The sequence below is a fragment of the Pseudomonas phytophila genome, assembly GCF_025643095.1.
Taxonomy (GTDB): domain Bacteria; phylum Pseudomonadota; class Gammaproteobacteria; order Pseudomonadales; family Pseudomonadaceae; genus Aquipseudomonas; species Aquipseudomonas quasicaspiana.
Map to the genome: position 1 here is coordinate 406,333 of NZ_CP081201.1, position 23,237 is coordinate 429,569.

Below are 23,237 nucleotides of genomic sequence, written 5' to 3' on the forward strand. Positions count from 1 at the left end.
CTTTCCTGCTGCTCAACGGTGTCTATACCGGTGAATGCGGCAGTTGTCTGGAAGCGCTGGCAGGTCACAATGCGCGAAACCTGCCAGCCACGCAACCTCCGCTTAACGCGGCAACTTCAGGTTGTTCCAGACCGCCAGGCTCGGTTCAGCCTGGTTCAGGGTATAGAAGTGAAGCCCTGGCGCGCCACCTTGCAGCAGGCGTTCGCACATCTCGGTGATGACTTGTTCGCCAAACGCCTGGATGCTTTGCACGTCGTCGCCGTAGGCTTCCAGCTGCTTGCGGATCCAGCGCGGGATTTCCGCACCGCAGGCATCGGAGAAGCGCGCGAGCTTGCTGTAGTTGGTGATCGGCATGATGCCCGGCACGATTGGCAGGGTAACGCCTTTCTTCTGCACGCGTTCCAGGAAGTGGAAGTAGCTGTCGGCGTTGAAGAAATACTGGGTAATTGCGCTGTCGGCACCGGCCTGGGCCTTGTGCACGAAGTTCTTCACGTCGTCATCGAAATTGCGCGCCTGAGGGTGCATCTCAGGATAAGCCGCTACTTCGATGTGGAAATGGCTGCCGGTTTCTTCACGAATGAACGAAACCAGGTCGCTGGCGTAGCGCAGTTCACCGCTGGACATGCCCATACCCGAGGGCAGGTCGCCGCGCAGTGCAACGATGCGCTTGATACCGGCTTCCTTGTATTGGTTCAGCAGAACGCGCAGGTCATCCTTGCTGTCGCCAACGCAGGACAGATGCGGTGCGGACGGTACTTTTACTTCGTTTTGCAGCTGCATGACGGTGTTGATCGTACCGTCGCGCGTGGATCCACCGGCACCATAAGTGCAGGAGAAAAAAGCGGGGTTGTAACTGGCTATCTGACGAGCAACGTTCAGAAGCTTTTCATGGCCAGCCTCGGTCTTCGTCGGGAAGAATTCGAAGCTGAAGCTGCGGTCTTGGGACATGGTGGAGGGAACCTCCAGCTACAAGCTGCAAGCTAAAAGCTGCAAGAGGGCAATGCGCCCAATCTTGTCACCAAAGCTTGCAGCTCACGGCTGCGTAAAAACGATAAAGAAACAAGCGCCAAGCCCAAGCCACAAGTAAATGAAACGCTTTTACTTGCCGCTTGAAGCTTGAAGCTACCGCTGCTTAGTAGCGATACGCGTGCGGCTTGAACGGACCATCAACGGTCACGCCGATGTAGTCGGCCTGGGTTTTGGTCAGTTTGGTCACAACGCCGCCGAAGCCGCGAACCATTTCCAGGGCCACTTCTTCGTCAAGTTTCTTCGGCAGTACTTCAACGGTCAGACGCTCGGCTTTTTGAGCCGGGGACAGATCGGCGTACTTCTGACCGAACAGGAAGATCTGCGCCAGAACCTGGTTGGCGAACGAACCGTCCATGATGCGGCTTGGGTGACCAGTGGCGTTACCCAGGTTAACCAGACGGCCTTCGGCCAGCAGGATCAGGTAGTCGTCGTTCTGGGCATCGAATGCGCCAGGGCCGGTACGGTGGATCTTGTGTACCTGTGGCTTCACTTCTTCCCATGCCCAGTTCTTGCGCATGAAAGCGGTGTCGATTTCGTTGTCGAAGTGACCGATGTTGCAGACCACAGCGCGTTTTTTCAGCGCTTTGAGCATGTTCGAGTCGCAGACATTGACGTTACCAGTGGTGGTCACGATCAGGTCGATCTTGCCCAGCAGTGCTTTGTCGATGCTTGCTTCGGTGCCGTCGTTTTCACCGTCGATGAACGGCGAAACCAGCTCGAAACCGTCCATGCAGGCTTGCATGGCGCAGATCGGATCGACTTCGGTCACTTTAACGATCATGCCTTCCTGACGCAGGGATTGAGCCGAGCCCTTGCCCACGTCGCCATAACCGATAACCAGTGCTTGCTTGCCCGACAGCAGGTGGTCAGTACCACGCTTGATAGCGTCGTTCAGGCTGTGACGGCAGCCGTATTTGTTGTCGTTTTTGCTCTTGGTCACCGAGTCGTTAACGTTGATGGCCGGGATTTTCAGCTCGCCTTTGGCCAGCATGTCCAGCAAGCGGTGAACGCCAGTGGTGGTTTCTTCGGTCACGCCGTGAACGCGGTCCAGGATGGCCGGATATTTCTTGTGCAGCAGCTCGGTCAGGTCGCCGCCGTCGTCGAGGATCATGTTGGCATCCCAAGGCGCGCCATCTTTCAGGATGGTTTGCTCAAGGCACCACTCGTATTCTTCTTCAGTCTCGCCTTTCCAGGCGAAAACAGGGATACCGGCAGCAGCAATGGCAGCAGCGGCCTGGTCTTGAGTGGAGAAAATGTTGCAGGACGACCAGCGAACTTCGGCACCCAGGGCAACCAGGGTTTCGATCAGTACGGCAGTCTGAATGGTCATGTGTATGCAGCCGAGAATCTTCGCGCCCTTGAGCGGTTGCTCGCCGGAGTATTTGCGGCGCAGGCCCATCAGTGCAGGCATTTCGGATTCAGCGATGATGGTTTCGCGACGGCCCCAGGCAGCCAGGGACATGTCGGCTACTTTGTAGTCGGAAAAATCTGCGGGCGTAAGTACTGCACTCATTAGAGAGTCTCCATTCGTAGTGTGCGAATGGGCGCCGTTGTGCGTTTAAGGTTCGACAGGGACAACCCGGTCAAACAACGCCCCATCCGAGCCTGACAGGAAAACCTGCTGCAGCGCCCCTCGGACAGGTGGCGGGAACGGTATCAAGTGAAGATGACCGTTTTGAAACGGTGGGGATTATAGCCAAGCTGACTCATCTTCCCAATGTTTTCTATCGGCGGATGCTCGGCGAACTTCAATCTGATGATTGAAAAAGTGCAGTAAAGCGGACGGAGGGTACGGCTGTAACGTGCTCAATCCAGCGTAGCCTTATCAATTCAATAGAGGGCGATGACTGTGCTGATATCAGCTGTGTCTGCCATGATGACCGGCATCAATCCGCAGACGATCAGGAGCAGACATGAACTTCCACACTCGCAAGTGGGTTAAACCTGAAGACCTCAACCCCAACGGCACCCTGTTCGGTGGCAGCCTGTTGCGATGGATCGATGAGGAAGCAGCGATCTACGCCATCGTGCAACTGGGCAACCAGCGCGTGGTGACCAAGTACATTTCAGAGATCAACTTTGTCAGCGCTTCGCGTCAGGGCGACATCATCGAGTTGGGTATCACCGCCACCGAATTTGGCCGCACTTCGATCACCCTGACCTGTCAGGTCCGCAACAAGATCACCCGCAAGAGCATCCTGACGGTTGAGAAGATGGTGTTCGTCAACCTCGGCGAAGACGGCCTGCCAGCGCCGCACGGCAAAACCGAAATCACCTATGTGAAAGATCAGTTCAAGGAAGAGTCGATCGACGAATAAACCGAAGCGGCCGGTCTTGTCTGGAAATGCGGTCTCCTGTGGGAGCGGTGCTTGCCCGCGATAAGGCTGGACGCGGTTCACTTAAGATCGCGGTGTCCCTATCGCGGGCAAGCACCGCTCCCACAGGGTTTTGCGTCGTCTATCAGCTCGCAGGCAAACATCGAGTCTCCCGCTGAAAGATAGATCTCAATACCATCAAGGCCGCGCCGTTGCCTTCATGAACTCACTCAGCGGTTCAGCATAAAAGCGAGCCATGTTGGTCGTGCCGTGCCCGCGGGTTTCTGCGCTGGCAGGGATCAACACCAGACGCGCGTTTTTCAACTGAGCGAGTGATTTCTGCATAGTCCCGGTCTCAGGTGGATTACGCTCGTCGTCGGCACTGTTGATTGCCAGTACTGGCGCTTTGATCGCCGATAGCTTTGGCGAGACATCGTAGTCCGCCGAGGACTGCCATTGGTAAATGAAATCGTTGGCATCCCCTGGCAGCGGCGCTGCCAGCTTTTCATCAACCAGTTTGTCTGCCTGAGCTCGCGTTGGCGCCAAAGCCTGATAAGCAAGGGTGCCACCGCTGGTACCGAAGCCAAACATCACATTAGCCAGACGCAACGAAGGCGGCGGGCTGGTGTAGTTGCCTTCGTTCCAGGCCGGGTCCTGCTTGATGGATTCGATCAACATGCGCCGCATGATCCAGTTGCGCGCCGACATCGCGGTAGGTTGCGAAGCCATCGGTACCAGCGCATCCATCATGTCCGGCCATTTCTGGCCCCACATCCATGTCTGCATGCCGCCCATGGAGTTGCCCATGACCAGCCGTAAATGCTTGATGCCCATGCCTTCGGTCAGCAGGCGATACTGCGCCTCGACCATGTCGTCGTAGTTGTAGGCGGGAAACTTCATGCGCAAACCGTCAGAAGGCTTGCTCGACTTGCCGACGCCGATGCCATCGGGGGCAATGATGTAGTACTTGCTGGCGTCCAGAGGCTGCCCCGGACCAAACAGCTCACCCCCGAATTCCTTGCCCAGCATGTCACTGGCCGGGCGATTGGTGCCGTGCAGATAGAGTATCGCCGGGTTCTTCGGATCGCCGACGGTGATGTAACTCATCCGCAGGTTATCCAGTTTTTCGCCGGTATGGAAAGTGAAGCTGGGGGCTGTCCATACCGCCTCAACTGCGGCTGGAACACTCGCCGCGAAGGCCATTCCCGTCTGCGCCACGATCAGCAGCGCAGCGCACAGGCCACCTTTGAATCCTCGCATGTTCAGTTCCTCTTTTTGTTTTTATGAGGTGAAGCTGTTGCCAGGGCCGACTGTACTCAGCGCTTGAGGCTCTGCCAATCGCGCAACCATTGCAGACCGGTGCTGGTGTCGCCTTTGGGGCGATATTCGCAGCCAATCCAGCCGGTGTAACCCAGGCGATCGATTTCTTCGAACAGCCAGTTGTAGTTCAACTCGCCCAGATTCGGCTCGTGTCGATCCGGCACACCGGCGATCTGGATATGGCCAACGCCAGCGAAATCGCGACGCAGTTTTGAGATCACATCGCCTTCGACGATCTGGCAATGATAGAAGTCGAACTGCACCTTGAGGTTGGCAGCGCCCACTTCTTTACAGATGGCTTGCGCCTGATCCTGACGATTCAGGAAGAACCCCGGCATGTCACGGGTATTGATCGGCTCGATCAGCACCGTGATGCCTGCCTTGGCAGCTTGTTCAGCGGCGTAGGCGAGGTTTTCCAGGTATACCGCCTGATGGCGTGCACGAAGCTCTTCACTGGGGAGCAAACCCGCCATCACGTGAATCCGGTCGTTGCCCAGCACGTTTGCGTATTCCAGCGCGCGGGCGATGCCGGTACGAAACTCTTCTTCACGACCTGGCAACGAAGCAATGCCTCGTTCGCCTGCTGCCCAGTCACCCGGCGGTGCATTGAACAGCGCTTGCACCAGTCCGTTGTCACTCAGGCGCTGCTTGAGCTCCTGAGTGCTGTAGTCATACGGAAACAGATACTCGACGGCGCCGAAACCATCGGCGGCCGCTGCGCTGAAGCGCTCGAGAAAATCATGTTGCGGGTAGAGCATGCTGAGGTTGGCAGCGAAACGAGGCATGTTAACTCCAGTCTTGTTGGATCAGACGAATGGCCAGATCACCAGGGTCGCGAGGAAGCCCAGGGTGCCGAGGATAGTCACCAGCACGGTCCAGGTACGCAGGCCGTCGGCGACATTAAGGCCAGCCAGTTTGGTGAACATCCAGTAACCGGCATCGTTGATGTGCGACATTGCCAGACCGCCACCGCCCATGGCCAGACACAGCAGTGCCAGGTGGTTTGGTGTCAGGTTCAGGGTTGCGATCAGCGGGCTGAGAATACCGGCAGTGGTCACCAGTGCAACGGTGGTGGAACCTTGTACGGCACGCAGCAGCAGGGTCAGCAGGAAGCCCAGTGCCAGAACCGGCAGGCCGGTAGTGCGCAGCGCTTCGGAGACGACAGCGCCGATACCGGTATCAACCAGCACTTTACCAAACACGCCACCTGCACCGGCGATCAGGATAACCATGGCCACGCCCGGCAGTGCCGAGCCGATCACGTCAGACACCTGGGTGCGGCTCCAGCCACGGCGAGTACCCAGCAACCATGCACACAGCAGGGTGTCGATCAGCAAAGCAACCAGAGGCGCGCCCAGCACAGTCAGAACACTGCGCAGCGTCGAATCGACAGGCAACATGGTGGTAGCCAGTGTGCCCAGCAGAATCAGTACGATCGGCAGCAGGATCAGGCCGATGATCAAACCGAAGCCAGGCGCCGGAGCAGGCGGCAGTGATGCGGCAAGACTGCTGGCGCTTTCTTCCAGACCCGGCTTGTTCGAGTGCGCCGCTTCGCTGCTGGTGTTGGAGTAGTCGCCGTTATGCCAGGCTTGCAGGTCGGTGTTGGTCATATGCGGGCCGTAGACTTCGGCACGGATATCGTCGGTCATCGGGTAGAACTTGCGTGTCATGCGACCCGCGATGAAGTAACCGACCAGGCTCAGGACCGCAACCATCGGAATACCAAACATCAGTACGCGACCCAGGTCGGCACCCAACTGACCGGCAGCGGCCACAGCGCCCGGATGCGGCGGCAGGAAGGCATGCACCGCCAGCAATGCCGCACACATCGGCAACGCGAACAGCAGCAGTGGTTTACGTGCTGCACGGGCTACGCCGTAGGCCAGCGGCATGAGGATGATCACGCCCACTTCGAAGAACACCGGAATACCGACGATGAAACCGGCAACGGTCAGCGCCAGCGGAGTACGCCGGTTGCCGAAGCGTTTGATCAGGGTTTTTGCCAATGCCTCGGCACCACCGGACAGCTCGATGATGCGTCCGATCATCGCGCCCAAGGCAATGATGATCGCAATGTGACCGAGGGTTTTGCCCATGCCGCCTTCAATGGTGGCAACCAGATCAGCCGGCTTCACACCTGCGACCAGCGCAACAATGATGCTCACCAGCATCAACGCCACGAACGGCTGGAATTTGTACTTGAGGACCAGGAACAGCAGCAGCGCGATGCCCGCGCCAGCGATCAACATCAGCATTAGTGGCGTCATACTTTAAAGTCCCATTGTTATTGTTTTCCGGCTGGGCCGGGTCTTGTCGGGGGCCGCTGAACGGCCCTCAATCAAATGCCTTGAACTACCACTTGGCCCCAAAAACCTCACGCAACTCTTCCAGAGCAGCCGGGTCGAGTGGCGCGGGTTTCGGGTTGCTCATCAACCAGAGTCGAGCGGTCTCTTCCAGTTCTTCGAGGGCGTAGGCGGCCTTGGCAACCGAGCTTTCCCACATAACCGGTCCGAGCCGTTCGAGCATCACGCCGCGCACACTGTTGGCCAGTTGCGCGACGCGCTGGGCGACTTTCGGCGAGCCGGGACGCTCATAACCAATGAGTGGAATCTGCCCGACTTTCATCACCTGATAAGGCGTCAGTGGCGGCAGGATGTTGTCCTCCTGCCAGACGCCCGCCAGGGTCAACGCAACCAGATGCGTGGAGTGGGTATGCACCACGCCGCCCACACCCGGGTTGCGGTCGTAGACCTCGCGATGCAGCGCGAGGGTCTTCGAAGGTTTGCTGCCCGACACCCATTCACCGGCCAGATTGACCTTGGCGATTTCGGTCGGATCAAGGCGACCCAGGCACGCGTCAGTTGGCGTAATCAGCCAGCCGTCATCGAGCCGCGCGCTGATGTTTCCGGCGCTGCCGACGGTGTAGCCACGGCCATACAACAGTCTGCCGATGTCGCAGATCTCTTCGCGAAGCGTGTTCTCCGTACGTTGGTTTTCCGCACTCATACAGATTCCCCCGCCAACTGCTTGAGGGCCTTGCTGAAGAAGTCGCGGCCACCGAAGTTGCCGGATTTCAACGCCAGGGCCAGCGGCTGGTTGCCGCTGCTGACAGTTGCCGGAACACCCGGATCAATCTGCGCGCCGATTTTGAGCAGTTGCACACCCAATGCCTGAACTACAGCGCCCGAAGTTTCACCGCCCGCTACGACGAAGCGGCGCACGCCTGCATGCAGCAGGCCTTTGGCGATCTGTCCCAGGGCGTCCTCAACCAGCGCACCCGCACGTTCAACGCCCAGTTGTTGCTGAACGGCTTTGACTTCGTTTGGCGAACTGGTGGCGTAGATCAATACCGTTTCACCGGCTTTGCGAGCGAACTCCAGCGCCTGTTCAACCACCGGACGGCCAGCGGCCAGTTCCAATGGGTTGATACGCAGGGCAGGGCGATTGGCTTCAAGCCAGGCCGCGACCTGACCATTGGTGGCGACCGACGCGCTACCTGCCAGCACCACTTCACCCCCCTCAACCGGCTCCAGTTTTGCGGCATCGATGTCGCGCAATTTGCCAGCCTTGCGGAAGTTGCCCGGCAAGCCCTGGGCCAGACCTGAACCGCCAGTGAGCAAGAGCAGGTCGGCGCAGGCTTCGCCCAAGGTATAGAGATCGGCATCGGACAGCGCATCGGCAATCGCCATGCTCACACCGTCGGCGCGCAACTCGGCAATCTTGCTGCGCACGCCTTCAACGCCTTTGGCGATGCTGTCGTAGCGCAGCAGGCCGACTTTCTGTTGGGTTTGCGATTGCAGCACACGTACCAGATTGGCGTCGGTCATCGGCGTCAGCGGGTGATGCTGCATGCCGGATTCGTTGAGCAGTTGGTCCTGAACGAACAAGTGGCCACGGAAGATCGTGCGGCCGTTTTCCGGGAACGCCGGGCACGCCAGGGTGAAGTCGCCGCCGAGCTTTTTCAGCAACGCTTCGCTGACCTGGCCGATGTTGCCCGCAGCCGTGGAGTCGAACGTCGAGCAGTACTTGAAGAAGATCTGCTCGCAGCCACGCTCGCGCAGCCATTCCAGCGCAGCGAGGGATTCCTCGACCGCTTCGGCGGCAGGCGTGGTGCGGGATTTCAAAGCAATGACGATGGCGTCAGCGTCCAGATCGGCCGCCATTTCAGCGGTCGGAATGCCGATGCTTTGCACGGTACGCATGCCGCCGCGCACCAGCATGTTGGCCAGGTCAGTGGCGCCGGTGAAATCGTCGGCGATGCAGCCCAGCAACGGGCGCACAGGAGAATTACTCATCGGTTGCCCCTTAAGCTTGTTCTGGCTTGGCTTTCGGCAATTCGATGCCCGGGAAAATCTTGATCACGGCGGAGTCATCTTCACGACCGTAACCGGCGCTGGAAGCCTGCATGAACATCTGGTGTGCAGTGGCCGACAGCGGCAGCGGGAATTTGCTGGTGCGAGCGGTATCCAGTACCAGGCCCAGATCCTTGACGAAGATATCCACAGCCGACAACGGCGTGTAATCCGCCTTGAGGATGTGCGGCACGCGGTTCTCGAACATCCACGAGTTACCGGCACTGTTCGTGATCACTTCGTAAAGTGCGTCGGCGTCGACGCCCTCACGCAGACCCAGCGCCATGGCTTCGGCACTGGCGGCGATGTGCACACCGGCCAGCAACTGGTTGATGATTTTGACTTTCGAGCCAAGGCCGTGAACGTCGCCAAGGCGATAAACCTTGCCTGCCATGCCGTCGAGAATCGCTTGGGCCTTGGCGTAGGATTCAGCCGGGCCGGAGGTCATCATGGTCATCTGACCGGCAGCTGCTTTAGCTGCGCCGCCAGAGATCGGCGCATCAAGGTACAGCAGGCCTTTGTCGACCAGACGTTGGCCGAGCTCGACTGCGAAGGTCGGCGCGACGGTGGCGCAACCGATGACCAGGCTGCCAGGGCGCAGTGCTGCGATGGCGCCGTTCTCACCAAACAATACGGTTTCGGTCTGCTCAGCGTTGACAACGACGGTGATGATCACATCACACGCGGCTGCCATGGCAGCAGGGGATGCACAGGCAACGCCGCCTTCGGTGGCGAACTGCTCGGTTACTGCGCTGCGGACATCACACGCATGCACATTGAAACCACTGCGCAGCAACGAGCGGGCAATGCCCAAGCCCATCGCACCCAAGCCAATAACGCCGACGTTCTTGTTAGTCATGCTGTTTTCCTCGGATGGTTGCCGATGCTCGTCACTGCCAGCAATCGGTCGAATTGTTCTGATCTGTGAATCCGATAGTGAATCAGTGAGCAAATAATGTGAAGTATTATTTGTTGTTCACATGGATTCACATTGGTGTCTGTGTTGAATCCCTGTGGGAGCCGAGCTTGCTCGCGATAAGGCTGGACGCGGTTCACTTTAGATCGCATCGCCCTTATCGCGAGCAAGGTGTAGCGCCACCCCGGTCGCTCCCACAGGAATGTGAATCACCGCAGATCAGGGGGATGGGGGAATTACTTGCTGCTTTTGATCTGAACGAGTCGGCCATCAATGAACCGCAGGTTGCGGTACATGCCGTTCTCTGGCCCGTAGACCCAGGTTTCGACTGTGACGGCGCCGTGTATCAGCTGGCCATTGGCGGCCAGTGCAGGCGGGGTGATCTGGCGCTCGGCAGGCGGGCCGCATTTGCGCAGCACCTCCACAGCCAGGTCGCCTTCATCGATCAGGGCGCTGTTGCAGCGCATCGATGCGTGGGCGCTTCCACTCAGCAAGGCCAGGGCGACCAGTAATGAGCGGATACCCATGATTCAGCGCTGTCCGGCCGCTGGCGCCAAGAGCAATTCGACTCGATGCTTGCGAATGCCGTCAGCCGCCGCTTCAGCCAAGGCTGCATCACTGATGATGATGTCGAACTGTTCCAGCGCTGCGATCTTGTACATGCCAAAAGTGCCGTACTTCGAGCTGGTCGCCACCAGCACGGTTTGCGATGCCGACTGCATGGCGGCTTGCTTGACCTCGACCTTCAGCGCCGAAGGCGTTGTCGTGCCGCGCTGCAAATCCCAGGAACTGGTGGACATGAAAGCGATGTCAGTCGCCAGCTGGCGCAAGGTCGCGGCAGCGAGACCGCCGACACACGAACGGTTGGGATGATCAAGCAAACCGCCCGTGTGGATCACATCCACATGCGTGGCATCGGCCAGGGCGTTGACGATCCCGAAGTCATTGGTGACCACGGTCATGCCTGATAGCGCCGCAATGTGCGGGACAATTTCCAGGGTGCTGGTGCCGGCATCCAGGTAAATCGTCATGTCGTCGTGCAGCAAGCCGGCGGCCAGTCGGGCCATGCCCTGTTTCTGCGGCAGTTCGACCACGGCTTTGGATTGATGGCTGGGTTCGCTGTGCAACTGGCTGGCGATACGTACGCCACCGGTGACCGAATAGGCACGGCCTTCCTGTTCCAGAAGGGCGATATCGCGGCGGATGGTCATGTGCGAGCAATCGAACATTTCCACCAGTTGGTGCACGCTGAGCACCTGATGTTTGCGCAACTGACGCAGCATCAACTCCCGACGCTGATCGGGAATCATCGGTGTGCCGCCAACGACGGCGATCTCCTCTTTGCTGGACATGCGTGCTCCTGAGCTTCGGTATAACCGCCAGTACGGGCTGGCGGTCGTGGCATCTTAGCCAATCGAGTCACGCATGACAGCAGGTAAGCGCTACAGGCTGCACTTTTGCTCGAGACTGGCAGTGGCCTGTTGATGCGAAATCCTTGGGCTGGCGCTCTTTCAAAGGCGTTTTTTATTGACGTTTTTTATAAACCCTGGGGTCGATACCCCACTTGTGCAAACGCGAGGCGAGGGTGGAAGGTTTAAGTCCCAGTAGTTGCGCCGCGCCGCCTTCTCCCGACACCTTGCCCGCCGTGCGTTTGAGCATTGCGATGACATTGGCTTTGAGTTGCAGTTGCAGGTACTCGTCGCGCAGTGGTTCAACCGCGTCGGATGGATCGGTGTTCTCGGGCATGGGCGTTTGGGGAAGCAAATCGTCGAAGCGTAAAACGCCGTCCTGGCTGATGATCATCTGGCGCTCAATGACGTTCTCCAGCTCCCTGATATTTCCGGGCCACGAATAACGCTTCAGTACCTGCAACTGTGCAATGGGCAGTCTTACCCCCGGCTTGTTGAACGACTGGCGTGCCCTGTGCAGGAAGTGGCTGGCGAGCAAAGGGATATCCGCCACACGCTCGCGCAGCGGCACCGACCTGATCGGAAACACGTTCAAGCGAAAGTACAGGTCTTCCCGGAAAGCGCCCACTTTGACCATTTCGTGCAGATCACGATTGGTCGCTGCAATAACCCGCACGTTCACCACGCGAGTCACGTTGTCGCCCACGCGCTCGAATTGCTGTTCCTGCAAAACCCGCAAGAGTTTGCTCTGTAGCTCCAGCGGAATTTCCCCGACTTCATCGAGAAACAGTGTGCCGCCGTCGGCGAGTTCAAAGCGTCCGATGCGATGACTGACCGCCCCAGTGAACGCCCCTTTTACATGTCCAAAAAACTCGCTTTCAAACAGGTCACGTGGAATCGCCGCGCAGTTCACCCTGATCAACGGGCGATCGCTGCGCAGGCTGCTGGCGTGAATGGCGCGTGCGATGAGCTCTTTACCGGTACCTGATTCACCGCTGATCAGCACGTTGGCGTCAGTAGGGGCGACCAGCTCCAACTGGCGTATCAGGTGCAAAACGACAGGGCTTTCGCCGACGATATTGTGATGATTGCGCTCCGCTTTTATCTCTTCCTGAAGGTATTGGTTTTCAAGCTCCAGACGCTGTTTGAGCTGTTCCACCTCGTTGAGCGCCTCAAGCAATCTGCGCTCTGCCTGCTGACGCTCTCGAATGTCACGAAACAGGACCACAGCGCCCACCAGTCTTCCCATCTCGAAAATCGGCGTGCTGGTGTATTCGACGGCGATGGCTTCGCCGTTCTTGTGCCAGAACACTTCGTTATCGACGTGATGGACATGACCGTCACTGAACGAGGCATGAATAGGGCATTGCTGAACGGGATAGCGGCTGCCGTCGCCATGGGTGTGATGGAACAGCTGATGCGCGTCACGACCAATCATGTCACTGGAATTCCAGCCAAGAATGCGCTCGGCGGCCGGGTTCATAAAGGTTGTCTCGCCTTTGGTGTCTAGGCCATAAATCCCCTCGCCGACAGCGCCCAGAATCAACCTGTTCTGGCGTTCAATGCGCTCGAAAACCTGAGAAATCCGCTCCCAGCCAACGTGCCCAAGTCGATGCTGGCGGCGGGCTTCAGAGCGATTGCGGCGCTTTTCCAGAATATCGCGTGCCTGAAGCAACAGCAGGATGCCCCTGCCATCGGGCAATACGCTGGAGCTGACCTCCACTGCATGCTGACTTCGCGAGATATCCAGCAGGCTGAGGTCGTCCGACCATGCCGAGCCTTGGGTCAGCGTCTCGTCGGTAAAGGTGACCCACTGCGGTAATCCATCCCCCAGAAAGTGACTGAAGCGAATATCGCCAAGATCACTTTCAGCGCATCCCAGCAACGTCAGCGCGGCTCGATTTGCCTGGATCAGCCGGTCCGCTGGCGGATCAATGATCAGCATGGGGTGAGGTGCGTGTTCGAACGCCTCGTCTGCAAAGTTCTGCGGCATTTCGTTGCCCTCGTCGAGCTCGTATCAGCGGATCTGCGTGGCTACTAAGTACGAGATATCGTAAAAATTTTCACTAAAAATCGCGATTTACGATATTTCGCAAAATCGGTTTGAGGATTGATTTCTGAAATTTCTATATTTTTCATATGGATAGGGATCAATCTGCGGGTGGCATGGATTTCGCTCTTACCTCTTCAATCACAACGCGCAGTGGCGCGTTGGATCAAAATTTTCAGAGGAAGCAGAGCTATGAATAAAACAGAGATGCACCACCTGTTGATGGCTGCCAAAGCTCGCAAAGGCATGAGCTGGGATGAGCTGGGAGAGGCGGTTGGTAAAGGTTCGGTATGGGTGGCGTCTGCTTGTTATGGCATGAACAGCGCTACACCTGAAGTCGCTGCACGCATTTGCGAAGTGTTGGGAGTAGATGAGGAAGTGGCCAGCGCACTGACGGTATTCCCTAAAAAGACTTGGGATCAGACTATCCCGCAAGACCCAATGATCTACCGACTCTATGAAATCGTCGGCGTTTATGGCGACACCCTCAAGGACGTGATTCAAGAGAAGTTCGGCGACGGGATCATGTCTGCCATCGACTTTTCAATGCATGTCGACAAAGTCGAAGACCCCAAGGGCGATCGGGTGCGTGTGACCCTCAACGGAAAATTCCTGCCTTACCGCGCCTGGTAACGGCGACAACCTCCACTGATCCCACGCGGACTGCGAAGTACGCAAAAAGGAAAGCGCCAATGTCTTATTTGCTCCCCTCCGAATTCGTCACAAAGATGATTGATGCCGGTGAATCCAAGGTTCACATGGCAACGCGTGACACGCTGATCCGCGCGTTTATGGCGGGCGCAATACTGGCATTGGCGGCCGTATTCGCTGTGACGATCGCGGTACAGACCGGCTCGCCATTGCTGGGCGCGGTGCTCTTTCCCGTCGGGTTCTCGATGCTCTATCTGATGGGCTTCGACTTGCTCACCGGTGTGTTCGTGCTTACGCCGCTGGCACTGCTCGACAAGCGTCCGGGGGTCAACATCAACGGTATTTTGCGCAACTGGGGTCTGGTGTTTGCTGGTAACTTCGCAGGCGCGCTGACCGTTGCGTTCATCATGGCTTTCGTCTTTACCTACGGGTTCAATGCAGATCCTGGCGCTGTTGGTCACAAAATCGCCAGCATTGGCGAGTCCCGCACGCTCGGTTATGCCGAGTACGGCACAGCGGGCTGGGTGACGATCTTTCTGCGTGGAGTGCTTTGCAACTGGATGGTCTCGATGGGCGTGGTAGGTGCCATGATTTCCACGTCAGTGAGCGGCAAAGTAATCGCTATGTGGATGCCAATCATGTTGTTCTTTTTCATGGGCTTTGAGCATTCGGTGGTGAACATGTTTCTGTTCCCATCGGCCATGATCATGGGCGGCGGATTCTCGGTCATGGACTACCTGGTCTGGAATGAAATCCCGACGGTGCTCGGTAATCTGGCGGGTGGCCTCGCGTTTACCGGGCTTACGCTTTACTGCACTCACGCCAGGACCGCCCCCAAGCGCACGTTTTCCTGATGTCGCGTTTCTCAAGCTGCATGACCACTCAGCGGGAGCCGAATGGTCATGCGCTGGCGGCTTAGTGCCCTTCGTTTTGCTCTTGTGGCGGCTGTGTTTCACCACGAGTAACCGCTTTGACCAGCTTGCCAATGCTCAACCCCTGCAACAGGATCGACGACAGCACCACGATGTAAGTGATGCTCAGCAGCAAGTCGCGCTCCGGCCCCAGTGGCAAGGCCAGCGCCAATGCCACGGAAACACCACCCCGCAAACCACCCCATGTCAGGATGCGGATCGTGCCTTTGGGTACGGTGCGCCAGTGGCGCATTAGCAGAATGGCCGGTGCCACGGTCACAAAGCGCGACAGCAGGATTGCTACCGCCAGCAAGCCTGCCGCCAGCATGTGCGACCAGGAGAATGGCAACAGCAGCAGCTCCATGCCGATCAGGGCGAAGAGCAGGGCGTTGAGCATGTCATCGAGCAATTCCCAGAAACCGTCCATGTAGCGACGAGTCATGTCGTTCATCGCCAGATTTCGGCCAAGGTTGCCGATGATCAGACCCGCGACAACCATCGCAATCGGGCCTGATACGTGCAGCTCGGAGGCCATGGCCGAACCGCCAATCACCAGTGCCAACGTCAGCATCACTTCAATCTGATACTGCTCGATGCTCTTGATCATCAGGTACACGGCGTAGCCGATCAGCCCGCCGAACAGCACGCCACCGATAGCCTCGTGGACGAACAGCATGGCGGTTTCGCCGACGCTGGGGGTTTCACCCAGTTGCGCAATACCCAGCAACACGGTGAACACCACAACCGCCGTGCCGTCATTGAACAGCGACTCGCCAACAATCGTGGTTTTCAACGGCTTGGACGCATTGGCGGTCCGCAACACCCCGAGCACCGCAATGGGGTCGGTCGGGGAAATCAGTGCGCCGAACAGCAGGCAGTACAGGAAACTGACGTGCCAGCCGAACCAGCCAAAAATCCAGTAGGCCAGGGTGCCGATCACGGTGGTGGCAATCAACACACCGAAGGTTGCCAGCAAGCCGATGGGCCAGCGGTAACTTTTCAGGTCGGAGAGATTGACGTGCAACGCGCCCGCAAACAACAGGAACGACAGCATCCAGTTCATCAGCAGATCGCCGAAATCGATCTGGCCGATCAACTGTTGGACGCGCTCCTCAAGACCGGGAAAGCCGATGAAACTCAGGCCTTGCAGGATCAGTGAAAACATCAGCGCAGTGACCATGACGCCGATGGTGGGCGGCAGGCCGATGAAACGAAAGTTCACATACGTGAGCAGCGAGGTGAGGCAGATAAAAGCAGCAACGAGTTCAAGCATCAGTCTTCCTGTTATTGCGATTCAAAGCGTGCCCAGAGGTGATTTGGACTTGAAGCGGGCAAGGGTTTGATGGGCCGCTGGCGTGTGCGGACACATATTTTTCCATATCCATGGGAGTGGCATTGACCACAGCAGGCCGACAGCGTTGCAAATGAGTGCCTGATAGTGGCGCATCGGCTATGATCGCGGCTCGTTAATGGGAATCATCCGCAAATGTGATGAGGCGGTGAGTTTCTCCTGTGGGAGCGAATTCATTCGCGAAATGGACCGTACATTCGATACATCTCATCGCCTGTCACGCCGTCTTCGCGAATAAATTCGCTCCCACAAGTCACCATCGCAGTCTGTCGAGAGCCGAGCTTCATTGATGCTAGATCCAGCCCTGAACCCACCACGCATCCTCGTGGTCGACGACCACCGCAAGATCCGCGATCCGCTGGCGGTGTATCTGCGTCGCCATGCGTTTGATGTGCGCACCGCTGAAGATGCGGCCGGGATGTGGCAGTTGCTCAAGCAGCAGTCCTTTGATGTGGTGGTGCTGGACGTGATGCTGCCGGATGGCGACGGCTTTGAGCTGTGCGGGATGTTGCATCGGCGGGCCAACATTCCGGTGATTTTGCTGACCGCTCGCGACGCCTCGGCTGATCGGGTGAAAGGGCTGGACCTGGGCGCGGACGATTACGTGACCAAACCCTTCGAACCGCGTGAGCTGGTTGCCCGAATCAACAGCGTATTGCGTCGGCGCGGTACGCCAGTAAGCGTTGATCAGGCATTGAGTGCCTCATCCACACAGCGTTATGAATTCGCCGGTCTGAGTTTCACCACGTCCACTGAACAACTGCTGCGCGCTGACGGCAGCCAGGTCCAGCTCAGCACTGCCGAAAGCAGACTGTTGACTGTATTCCTGAAGCATCCCAATCAGACGCTTGATCGCCAGCGTCTGCTGGATATGACGGCGCGCCCCGGCAGTGATGTTTATGATCGCGCCATCGACCGCCAGATCAGTCGCTTGCGTCGCAAGCTGGTGGACGATCCATTGCAACCGCAATTGCTGCGTACCGTCTGGGGCGGCGGTTACGTGTTGGTGGCGGATGTCCGCGTGCAACAACTGTGAAGTGGCCAAGCCGTTGCTGGCCCAAACGCATGACCCACCAATTAGGCCTGCTGCTGTTGCTGGCGCTGTTGGCATCCAATGGCATTGCCATGCTGTTTTTACAACGTACCGGCGCGCTGATTCACCCGCTGTCACGCACCCTCACTCTTGAGCGATTGACCACGGCGTACCATGTCGCCCATGAGCTGTCAGCGGTTGATGCGTCCCGGGTGTTGGCAACTATGGAAACGCAAGATGCTCGCTTCTGGATCGCTCGAGAGCCCGACGTCAGTCCTTTTGATATGCACAAGGAAGAGCGGCGTCTGGCGCAGGAACTGCGCTCACGTCTGGAACTGACGCCGGACATGGCGGTGAATATCCAGCTCGAACGAGTCACCGGTGGCCCGGCTCGGGGAGCGGTGTTTTTCCGGGCAGGTTGGGCTCCGCTGCGTTTACGCACCAGCATCGTATTGCCCGATGGGCAGACGCTCAATTCTTTGCAGCATCCGGCGGGGGCCTATGAGTGGAGCCGGTTGCTCGCCTACACCTTGCCGGTGACTACCATCCCGGTCCTGCTGATCGTGATTTTCTTCATGCGCCGGATCGTACAGCCGGTCAAGACCCTGGCCGAGGCGACCGAGCGAGTCAGCCGAGGCGAATGGATTGCGCCGCTGCCGCTGTCTGGCCCACAGGAAGCTCGGGATCTGACCACTGCGTTCAACGTGATGCAGGAGCGCATTGCCCGTCATGTGGAAGGTCGAACCCGAATGTTGGCAGCCGTGAGCCATGACCTGAACACACCGATCACTGAACTGCGTTTGCAAGTTGAATTGATCGAAGACGGTCCGTTACGCGATGACATGCTGGAAAGCCTCGATGAACTGCGGGCCATGGTGCGCGAGACGCTGGATTTCGTGCGTGGCGATGCGGTTCAGGAAGCGACGGTGACGGTATCGCTGAACGAGATGCTTGATGATCTGGCACGACGTTATCGGACGATGGAACAGCCGGTGACGTGGCAGGGTAGCGAGCAGATCAGTTGCCGCTGCCGACCTCTGGCGCTGAAACGGGCGTTAACCAACCTTATTGATAACGCGTTGTGCCATGCCGGTGATGCGCAGATCAGCGTGAGTCGTGAGGGAGTTGGGATGATCCGTCTGGAGATTCTCGATCACGGACCGGGGATTGAACCGGGGTGGCTGACGCAGGTGTTCGAGCCGTTCGTGCAATTAGGCCGCGGCGGGGCGGGTATCAGTCAGGGCGGCGGGCTAGGCCTGGGGTTGGCCATCGCTCGGGCCTGTATTCAGGCACATGGCGGGGAACTGGTATTGGAAAACCGCCCACCTGCCGGGTTGTGCGCGGTAGTGCGATTGCCTGCTGCGACGGTTTAGAGAAATGTTCTCCACTTGAAATAGGGATCTGTGGGAGCGGTGCTTGCCCGCGATACATGAGACGCAACTAGACGACATACCGCGTTATCGTTTATCGCGGGCAAGCACCGCTCCTATCAAAAAAAATATAACTATCTGATTTGGAATGCTTTTTACTGTAGGAGTGAGCTTGCTCGCGATAGCTCCAGTACAGGCAATATATTCATCGACTGACAGGCCGAATCGCGAGCAAGCTCACTCCTACAGGGTCCGTGTTTGCTGCGCGACAGCGTGGTGTCAGGGACACCGGGGCGACTCCCACAGGGGAATATATTTCCATCCACAGTGAGTGCGGCCTTAAAACCGCACTGTCGTTGACGCCCAAAGCGTGCGGCCGTAGTTCACGGTGCCGTAGGTTTCGTCATCCAGGCGCTTATCGGTCAGGTTGTACAAAGCGGCGTTGAACGAGACGTTTTTGGTCAGCTCATACGAGCCGCCGAAGTCTGCCGTGGTGTATCCCGGTGAGGATTCAGCGGTGATGGTGTTGCCGTATTCTTCACCGTAGTAATTCACCGCTGCCCAGAGCTGTGTCTTGTCGGACAGCGTCCAGTCAGTGCGTACGTTGGCTTTATGCTTGGGCGTCAATGCCAATGGTGCGCCTGCGTTGGCACCGGATTTTTGCTCCGAGTCGGTGTAGGTGTAGTTGGCTTTCAGTGCCAGCGCAGACGTGATGTCCCAGCGTCCGTTCAGCTCCGCGCCCTGAATAACCGCTTTGTCGACGTTGACCCGTTCCATGATGATGTACGGACCGAAGAACTGATCGGTGGTCACCGTGGACAACTTGTCCTTGAAGTCGTTGTAGAACACTGTTGCGCCAGCCGACAGGTTATTGCGATTGGACCACAGTGCCGACAGCTCGTAGTTGGTGCTCGTCTCAGGCTTGAGGTCCGGGTTACCGAGCATCGCGAACGTGTTGCGGCGCAGTACGGCGTAGTCCTCGATTACTGCACGCAATTCCGGAGCCTTGAAGCCGCGAGCCACGCCGCCTTTGATGGTCCAGTCGTCGGTTGCATGCCACACGCCATAAACACGCGGGCTGAAATGCACGCCGTATTGTTCGTGGTGGTCCATACGCAGGCCGGTGGTCAACGAGAATGTGTCGGTCATCGCCCATTCGTTTTCGGCGAACAGCGCTTTCTGCACCACGGAGTACTCGTAGTTCACACGGTCGCCCAAGCCTTGGTTCCAGTCGGTGACCGTGGTTTCGTTCCATTGCAGTCCGGTAGTGGTGATGTTGTGCTCGGTCGGGATCACCAGCTTGGCGTCGAACACCGAGTTCTTCACAGTAGGTTTGCGACCCAGGACGTCGCGCTGTGTTGCGCTGGCTACGCCTTTACGGCTGGATTCTTCCTGGGCGAACGAAACGTCCGACGTGGCCCAATCCCAACGCCCCTGGTGAGAGATCGACCAGTGATCACGGTTGTTTTCCTGCTCGCGAGTTGCCCAGTTAGGACTCACGCCGTCGCCGTTTTTAAGGCGGGTGGCACCGGCCTCCAGCAGGATGTCGTGGTCGATGGTGGGGGTGAAAGCCAGGCGTGCGGTCAGGTCCTTATGGTCGGCTTTGCTGAAACCATTGGTTTCCTCCACGTCATCGTCAGCCTGGCGATCCAGATAGCGACCCCAGACTTGCAGCCCCAAGGTGTCCTGAATCAGCGGACCATTGAGGTAGAACTGGGTTTGTCGTGCATTGCCCTGATCGCTGTGCTGGCGTGCCGAATAGTCGTAAGTGACCGAGCCACCCCATTCGGTTGAGACTTTGCGGGTAATGACGTTGATAACGCCGCCGATGGCATCCGAGCCATACAGGGAGGACATCGGGCCGCGCACCACTTCGATCCGTTCGATGGCTTCGGCGGGCGGGATGAAGCTCTGCTCGTAACCCGAGTTGCCGTTGACCCTGGATTCACGAGCGCTCTGGCGTTTGCCATCGACCAGAATCAAGGTGTAATCAGCCGGCATGCCGCGTATCGAGATGTCGGTTTCGTTGGCGCCTCCATTGACGGTCACACCTTCAACGTCGCGCAGGGCGTCCGTCAGATCGCGAAACGAACGCTTGCGCAGTTCATCGCCGGTAATGATTGTCACAGAAGCCGGTGCATCCTCTACGCTCTGCTCATAACCGGCAGCGGTAACGGTCACATCTTCCAGAGTGATCGCCGGGGCGGCGGTGTTTTCTTGAGCCTGAACGCAGGCGCTTTGGGCGATGAGGCACGCCAACGCGAGCTTCGTCATGGCGACAGTGGGTCGCAAACGAAAAACAGAATGCATGGAACTTCCTTACGATGCGTGGTTAAACGTTAATCGTAAGGATTCTCATTGGCGAAGGTTGGACAAGGTGTGACAGGACAGTGCCTTTGAGTGTAATTCGCGATTTACTGGGCTGAATGCTGCTTTATTGTGGGAGCGAATTTACGCCAGCTTGAGGTTCACGCGAACTGTGGGACCGAATTTATTCGGGGAGGCGGCAGTTCAATCAATAGGGATATGTCGAATGTTCTGGCCTCTTCGCGAATGAATTCGCTCCCACATGGGCTAAATGTTCACCATGAAATATCGTGGTGTCCGGAGACCTGCCATTTACGAGTCCTGAAACAGGGAGAGCGTTTTGCTGGCTACGGCTTTGGTGTTGATCGCGGCGATACTGCACGCGACGTGGAATACCCTGATCAAATTCAGCGGTGAGCGTTTGTTGGTCATCGCCAGTATGGATTTTGTGGCGTTGCTGTTTGCGGTGCTGGCGGTAGCGTTCGTTGAGCCGCCGTCTGCTGCCATCTGGCCATGGATGATCGCCTCGGCGTTGTTCGAGTTGCTGTACCGGTATTTGCTGATTCAAGCCTACAGAGTCGGCGACCTCGGGCTGGTCTATCCGCTGATGCGGGGGCTGTCGCCGTTGGTGGTGCTGGCCCTCACCTTGATATTTGTCGGAGAAGAACTGAGCACCCAGCAAATCCTTGGCATTCTGCTGATCCCTTGCGGCATGATCTGCCTGCTCTGGCAGGGCGGCGGTGGTGATCGACTGCCCTGGTCGCTGCTGCCGGTGGTTGCGTTGATCGGGGTGTGCATCGGTTGCTACACCTGGATCGACGGCCAGGCTCTGCAGATGGGCGTGCATCCGCTGGATTATCTGGTCTGGCTCACGCTGATCAGTGCCTGGCCGTTTCCGTTGCTGGCAATCACCTACAAGCGAGCACCGTTCAGCCTGTTCTGGCGTGAGCAGTGGCGGCTGGGATTAAGCGTCGGCTTGTGCGTGTTGCTCAGCTACGCTCTCGTTTTGTGGGCCATGCAGTTGGGCTCGGTGGCGGAAGCTGCGGCCTTGCGCGAGGTCAGTGTGATTCTGGTAGTGCTGTTTGGTATGCGCTATCTGAAAGAACCTTTTGGCCGGCCCCGCCTCTTAGCATGTGGGCTGGTTCTGCTCGGCATGCTGGTTATGAAAATCAAACTATAAGGATTCTGCTATGACGGTTGCATTCTGGTGCGTATTGGTCGCGATTCTTCTGCCGATCGTTTGTGCAGGCATCGCCAAGTTTTCCAGTGGCAAGTTCAATGGCAAGCACAATCACAACCCGCGTAATTTCCTGAATAACCTCGAAGGTTTGCCTGCGCGTGCCAATGCGGCGCAGCTCAACAGCTTCGAGATCCTGCCGGGCTTTGCCGCCGCAGTGATCATCGCCCATATTGCGGGTAATGCGCAGTTGGTGACAATCGACGTGGTTGCGGTGCTGTTCATCACCAGTCGACTGCTCTACATCATTTTTTATCTGGCTGACTGGGCTGCACTGCGCTCGATCGCGTGGTTGGCAGGTATTGGCTTGATCATCGGGCTGTTCATCGCCTCAGCAACGCCGCTGCCTGCCTGACTGCGGCAATCCAGCGCTTGGTCTTTAAAGGACGGCCGAGGATACTGGCCGTCGTTTCTGCGGACCCTGCTGGATACAACGTTGAAAAGATTGTGTGTTGTGCTGCTCGCCTGCCTGACGCTGAGTGCGTGTGGTGGTGTAGACCCGAACTCGCCATTGGCCCAGCGCAAGGCAATCTTCAAGGACATGCTCAAGACCAGCGAAGACTTGGGTGGCATGTTGCGGGGGCGGGTGGCGTTCGATGGTCAGCGATTTGACGAAGGCGCGGTCAAGCTCGACAGCCTGTCTCACCAGCCGTGGAAACAATTCCCGCAAGTCAAAGAGACCGATCACACCAGCTCCACGGACGCCGTTTGGCAAAAGCAGGCGCGTTTTCAGGAACTGGCGCGTTCGCTGGAGTCGGCGACTGCTGAATTGGTCGTCGCGAGTAAGGAGCGCCCTTTCAAATCCAGTACCCTGACACCGGCCATGAACAAGGTCCAGGCGGTGTGTGAGGCGTGTCATAAAGAGTTTCGTGATCATTGAAATTGATGCAGCCGCAGGGTCTGTAGGAGCGCAGGAGCAGCGCGAGGCCGCGATAGCGGTGTGTCTGACAGAACGCTATCGCGGCCTCGCGCTGCTCGTGCGCTCC

Annotated in this window: 21 protein-coding genes and 1 riboswitch; of the genes, 8 read left to right on the top strand and 13 right to left on the bottom strand. The window is 57.9% G+C overall.

Annotated elements, in window-relative coordinates; translation table 11 throughout:
- Nucleotides 1–102: 102 nt before the first annotated feature.
- Nucleotides 103–948, bottom strand: a complete 846-nt coding sequence (metF, locus tag K3169_RS01850) for a methylenetetrahydrofolate reductase [NAD(P)H] (RefSeq protein ID WP_027902554.1) — start codon at nt 946–948, stop codon at nt 103–105.
- Nucleotides 949–1,132: 184 nt separating this feature from the next.
- The gene (gene ahcY, locus K3169_RS01855) at nt 1,133–2,542 is read right to left on the bottom strand and encodes an adenosylhomocysteinase (protein ID WP_027902555.1); all 1,410 of its coding nucleotides are present in this window, start codon (nt 2,540–2,542) and stop codon (nt 1,133–1,135) included.
- 22 nt (nt 2,543–2,564) lie between these two features.
- A riboswitch (S-adenosyl-L-homocysteine riboswitch) is annotated at nt 2,565–2,670 on the bottom strand.
- Between the two features lie 272 nt (nt 2,671–2,942).
- Between ahcY and K3169_RS01860 the strand changes: the two genes are divergently transcribed.
- On the top strand, nt 2,943–3,347 hold the full coding sequence (locus K3169_RS01860; RefSeq protein WP_122806071.1) for an acyl-CoA thioesterase: 405 nt from the start codon (nt 2,943–2,945) through the stop codon (nt 3,345–3,347).
- 195 nt (nt 3,348–3,542) lie between these two features.
- Here the strand turns inward: K3169_RS01860 and K3169_RS01865 are convergent, their stop codons facing one another.
- From K3169_RS01865 to K3169_RS01905, 9 genes are all read right to left on the bottom strand, one after another.
- Nucleotides 3,543–4,604, bottom strand: coding sequence for an alpha/beta fold hydrolase (locus K3169_RS01865; RefSeq protein WP_263269740.1), 1,062 nt, complete (start codon nt 4,602–4,604; stop codon nt 3,543–3,545).
- Nucleotides 4,605–4,660: 56 nt separating this feature from the next.
- Complete coding sequence (otnI, locus tag K3169_RS01870; protein ID WP_027902558.1) at nt 4,661–5,449, bottom strand: 2-oxo-tetronate isomerase; 789 nt, start codon at nt 5,447–5,449, stop codon at nt 4,661–4,663.
- A gap of 21 nt (nt 5,450–5,470) precedes the next feature.
- Nucleotides 5,471–6,931, bottom strand: coding sequence for an SLC13 family permease (locus K3169_RS01875; RefSeq protein ID WP_263269743.1), 1,461 nt, complete (start codon nt 6,929–6,931; stop codon nt 5,471–5,473).
- Nucleotides 6,932–7,016: 85 nt separating this feature from the next.
- Nucleotides 7,017–7,670: an aldolase gene (locus tag K3169_RS01880; RefSeq protein ID WP_099267870.1), complete on the bottom strand. Its 654-nt coding sequence runs from the start codon at nt 7,668–7,670 to the stop codon at nt 7,017–7,019.
- Nucleotides 7,667–8,959 carry a 3-oxo-tetronate kinase gene (otnK, locus tag K3169_RS01885; protein WP_263269744.1) on the bottom strand — a complete coding sequence of 431 codons (1,293 nt, stop codon included), beginning with the start codon at nt 8,957–8,959 and terminating at the stop codon, nt 7,667–7,669. The genes K3169_RS01880 and otnK overlap by 4 nt, the downstream gene beginning before the upstream one ends.
- Before the next feature lie 10 nt (nt 8,960–8,969).
- Nucleotides 8,970–9,920 (bottom strand): L-threonate dehydrogenase, encoded by a 951-nt coding sequence (gene ltnD / locus K3169_RS01890; RefSeq protein ID WP_255880163.1) that lies wholly within the window; start codon nt 9,918–9,920, stop codon nt 8,970–8,972.
- A gap of 248 nt (nt 9,921–10,168) precedes the next feature.
- Nucleotides 10,169–10,459 carry a DUF2845 domain-containing protein gene (locus K3169_RS01895; RefSeq protein ID WP_231676109.1) on the bottom strand — a complete coding sequence of 97 codons (291 nt, stop codon included), beginning with the start codon at nt 10,457–10,459 and terminating at the stop codon, nt 10,169–10,171.
- A 3-nt stretch (nt 10,460–10,462) separates the two neighbouring features.
- On the bottom strand, nt 10,463–11,284 hold the full coding sequence (locus tag K3169_RS01900; protein ID WP_027902564.1) for a DeoR/GlpR family DNA-binding transcription regulator: 822 nt from the start codon (nt 11,282–11,284) through the stop codon (nt 10,463–10,465).
- A gap of 172 nt (nt 11,285–11,456) precedes the next feature.
- A complete protein-coding gene (locus K3169_RS01905; RefSeq protein ID WP_411567039.1) occupies nt 11,457–13,286 on the bottom strand; it encodes a sigma 54-interacting transcriptional regulator in 1,830 nt (609 codons plus the stop codon).
- 297 nt (nt 13,287–13,583) lie between these two features.
- Here K3169_RS01905 and cynS point away from each other — a divergent pair, with 297 nt between their 5' ends.
- On the top strand, nt 13,584–14,024 hold the full coding sequence (gene cynS / locus K3169_RS01910; protein WP_027902566.1) for a cyanase: 441 nt from the start codon (nt 13,584–13,586) through the stop codon (nt 14,022–14,024).
- Between the two features lie 59 nt (nt 14,025–14,083).
- Nucleotides 14,084–14,896, top strand: coding sequence for a formate/nitrite transporter family protein (locus K3169_RS01915; RefSeq protein ID WP_122705822.1), 813 nt, complete (start codon nt 14,084–14,086; stop codon nt 14,894–14,896).
- 61 nt (nt 14,897–14,957) lie between these two features.
- Here K3169_RS01915 and K3169_RS01920 read toward each other — a convergent pair whose 3' ends face one another.
- Nucleotides 14,958–16,226: a cation:proton antiporter gene (locus K3169_RS01920; RefSeq protein WP_263269749.1), complete on the bottom strand. Its 1,269-nt coding sequence runs from the start codon at nt 16,224–16,226 to the stop codon at nt 14,958–14,960.
- Nucleotides 16,227–16,593: 367 nt separating this feature from the next.
- Here K3169_RS01920 and K3169_RS01925 point away from each other — a divergent pair, with 367 nt between their 5' ends.
- Nucleotides 16,594–17,340: a response regulator gene (locus K3169_RS01925; RefSeq protein WP_263269750.1), complete on the top strand. Its 747-nt coding sequence runs from the start codon at nt 16,594–16,596 to the stop codon at nt 17,338–17,340.
- A gap of 29 nt (nt 17,341–17,369) precedes the next feature.
- Nucleotides 17,370–18,710, top strand: coding sequence for an ATP-binding protein (locus K3169_RS01930; protein ID WP_263269752.1), 1,341 nt, complete (start codon nt 17,370–17,372; stop codon nt 18,708–18,710).
- Between the two features lie 336 nt (nt 18,711–19,046).
- Here the strand turns inward: K3169_RS01930 and K3169_RS01935 are convergent, their stop codons facing one another.
- Nucleotides 19,047–21,017, bottom strand: a complete 1,971-nt coding sequence (locus K3169_RS01935; RefSeq protein WP_263269754.1) for a TonB-dependent receptor domain-containing protein — start codon at nt 21,015–21,017, stop codon at nt 19,047–19,049.
- A gap of 337 nt (nt 21,018–21,354) precedes the next feature.
- Here K3169_RS01935 and K3169_RS01940 point away from each other — a divergent pair, with 337 nt between their 5' ends.
- From K3169_RS01940 to K3169_RS01950, 3 genes are all read left to right on the top strand, one after another.
- Nucleotides 21,355–22,194: an EamA family transporter gene (locus K3169_RS01940; RefSeq protein WP_263269756.1), complete on the top strand. Its 840-nt coding sequence runs from the start codon at nt 21,355–21,357 to the stop codon at nt 22,192–22,194.
- 10 nt (nt 22,195–22,204) lie between these two features.
- The gene (locus K3169_RS01945; protein WP_027902573.1) at nt 22,205–22,606 is read left to right on the top strand and encodes an MAPEG family protein; all 402 of its coding nucleotides are present in this window, start codon (nt 22,205–22,207) and stop codon (nt 22,604–22,606) included.
- A gap of 69 nt (nt 22,607–22,675) precedes the next feature.
- The gene (locus K3169_RS01950) at nt 22,676–23,131 is read left to right on the top strand and encodes a c-type cytochrome (protein WP_263272187.1); all 456 of its coding nucleotides are present in this window, start codon (nt 22,676–22,678) and stop codon (nt 23,129–23,131) included.
- Nucleotides 23,132–23,237 lie beyond the last annotated feature (106 nt).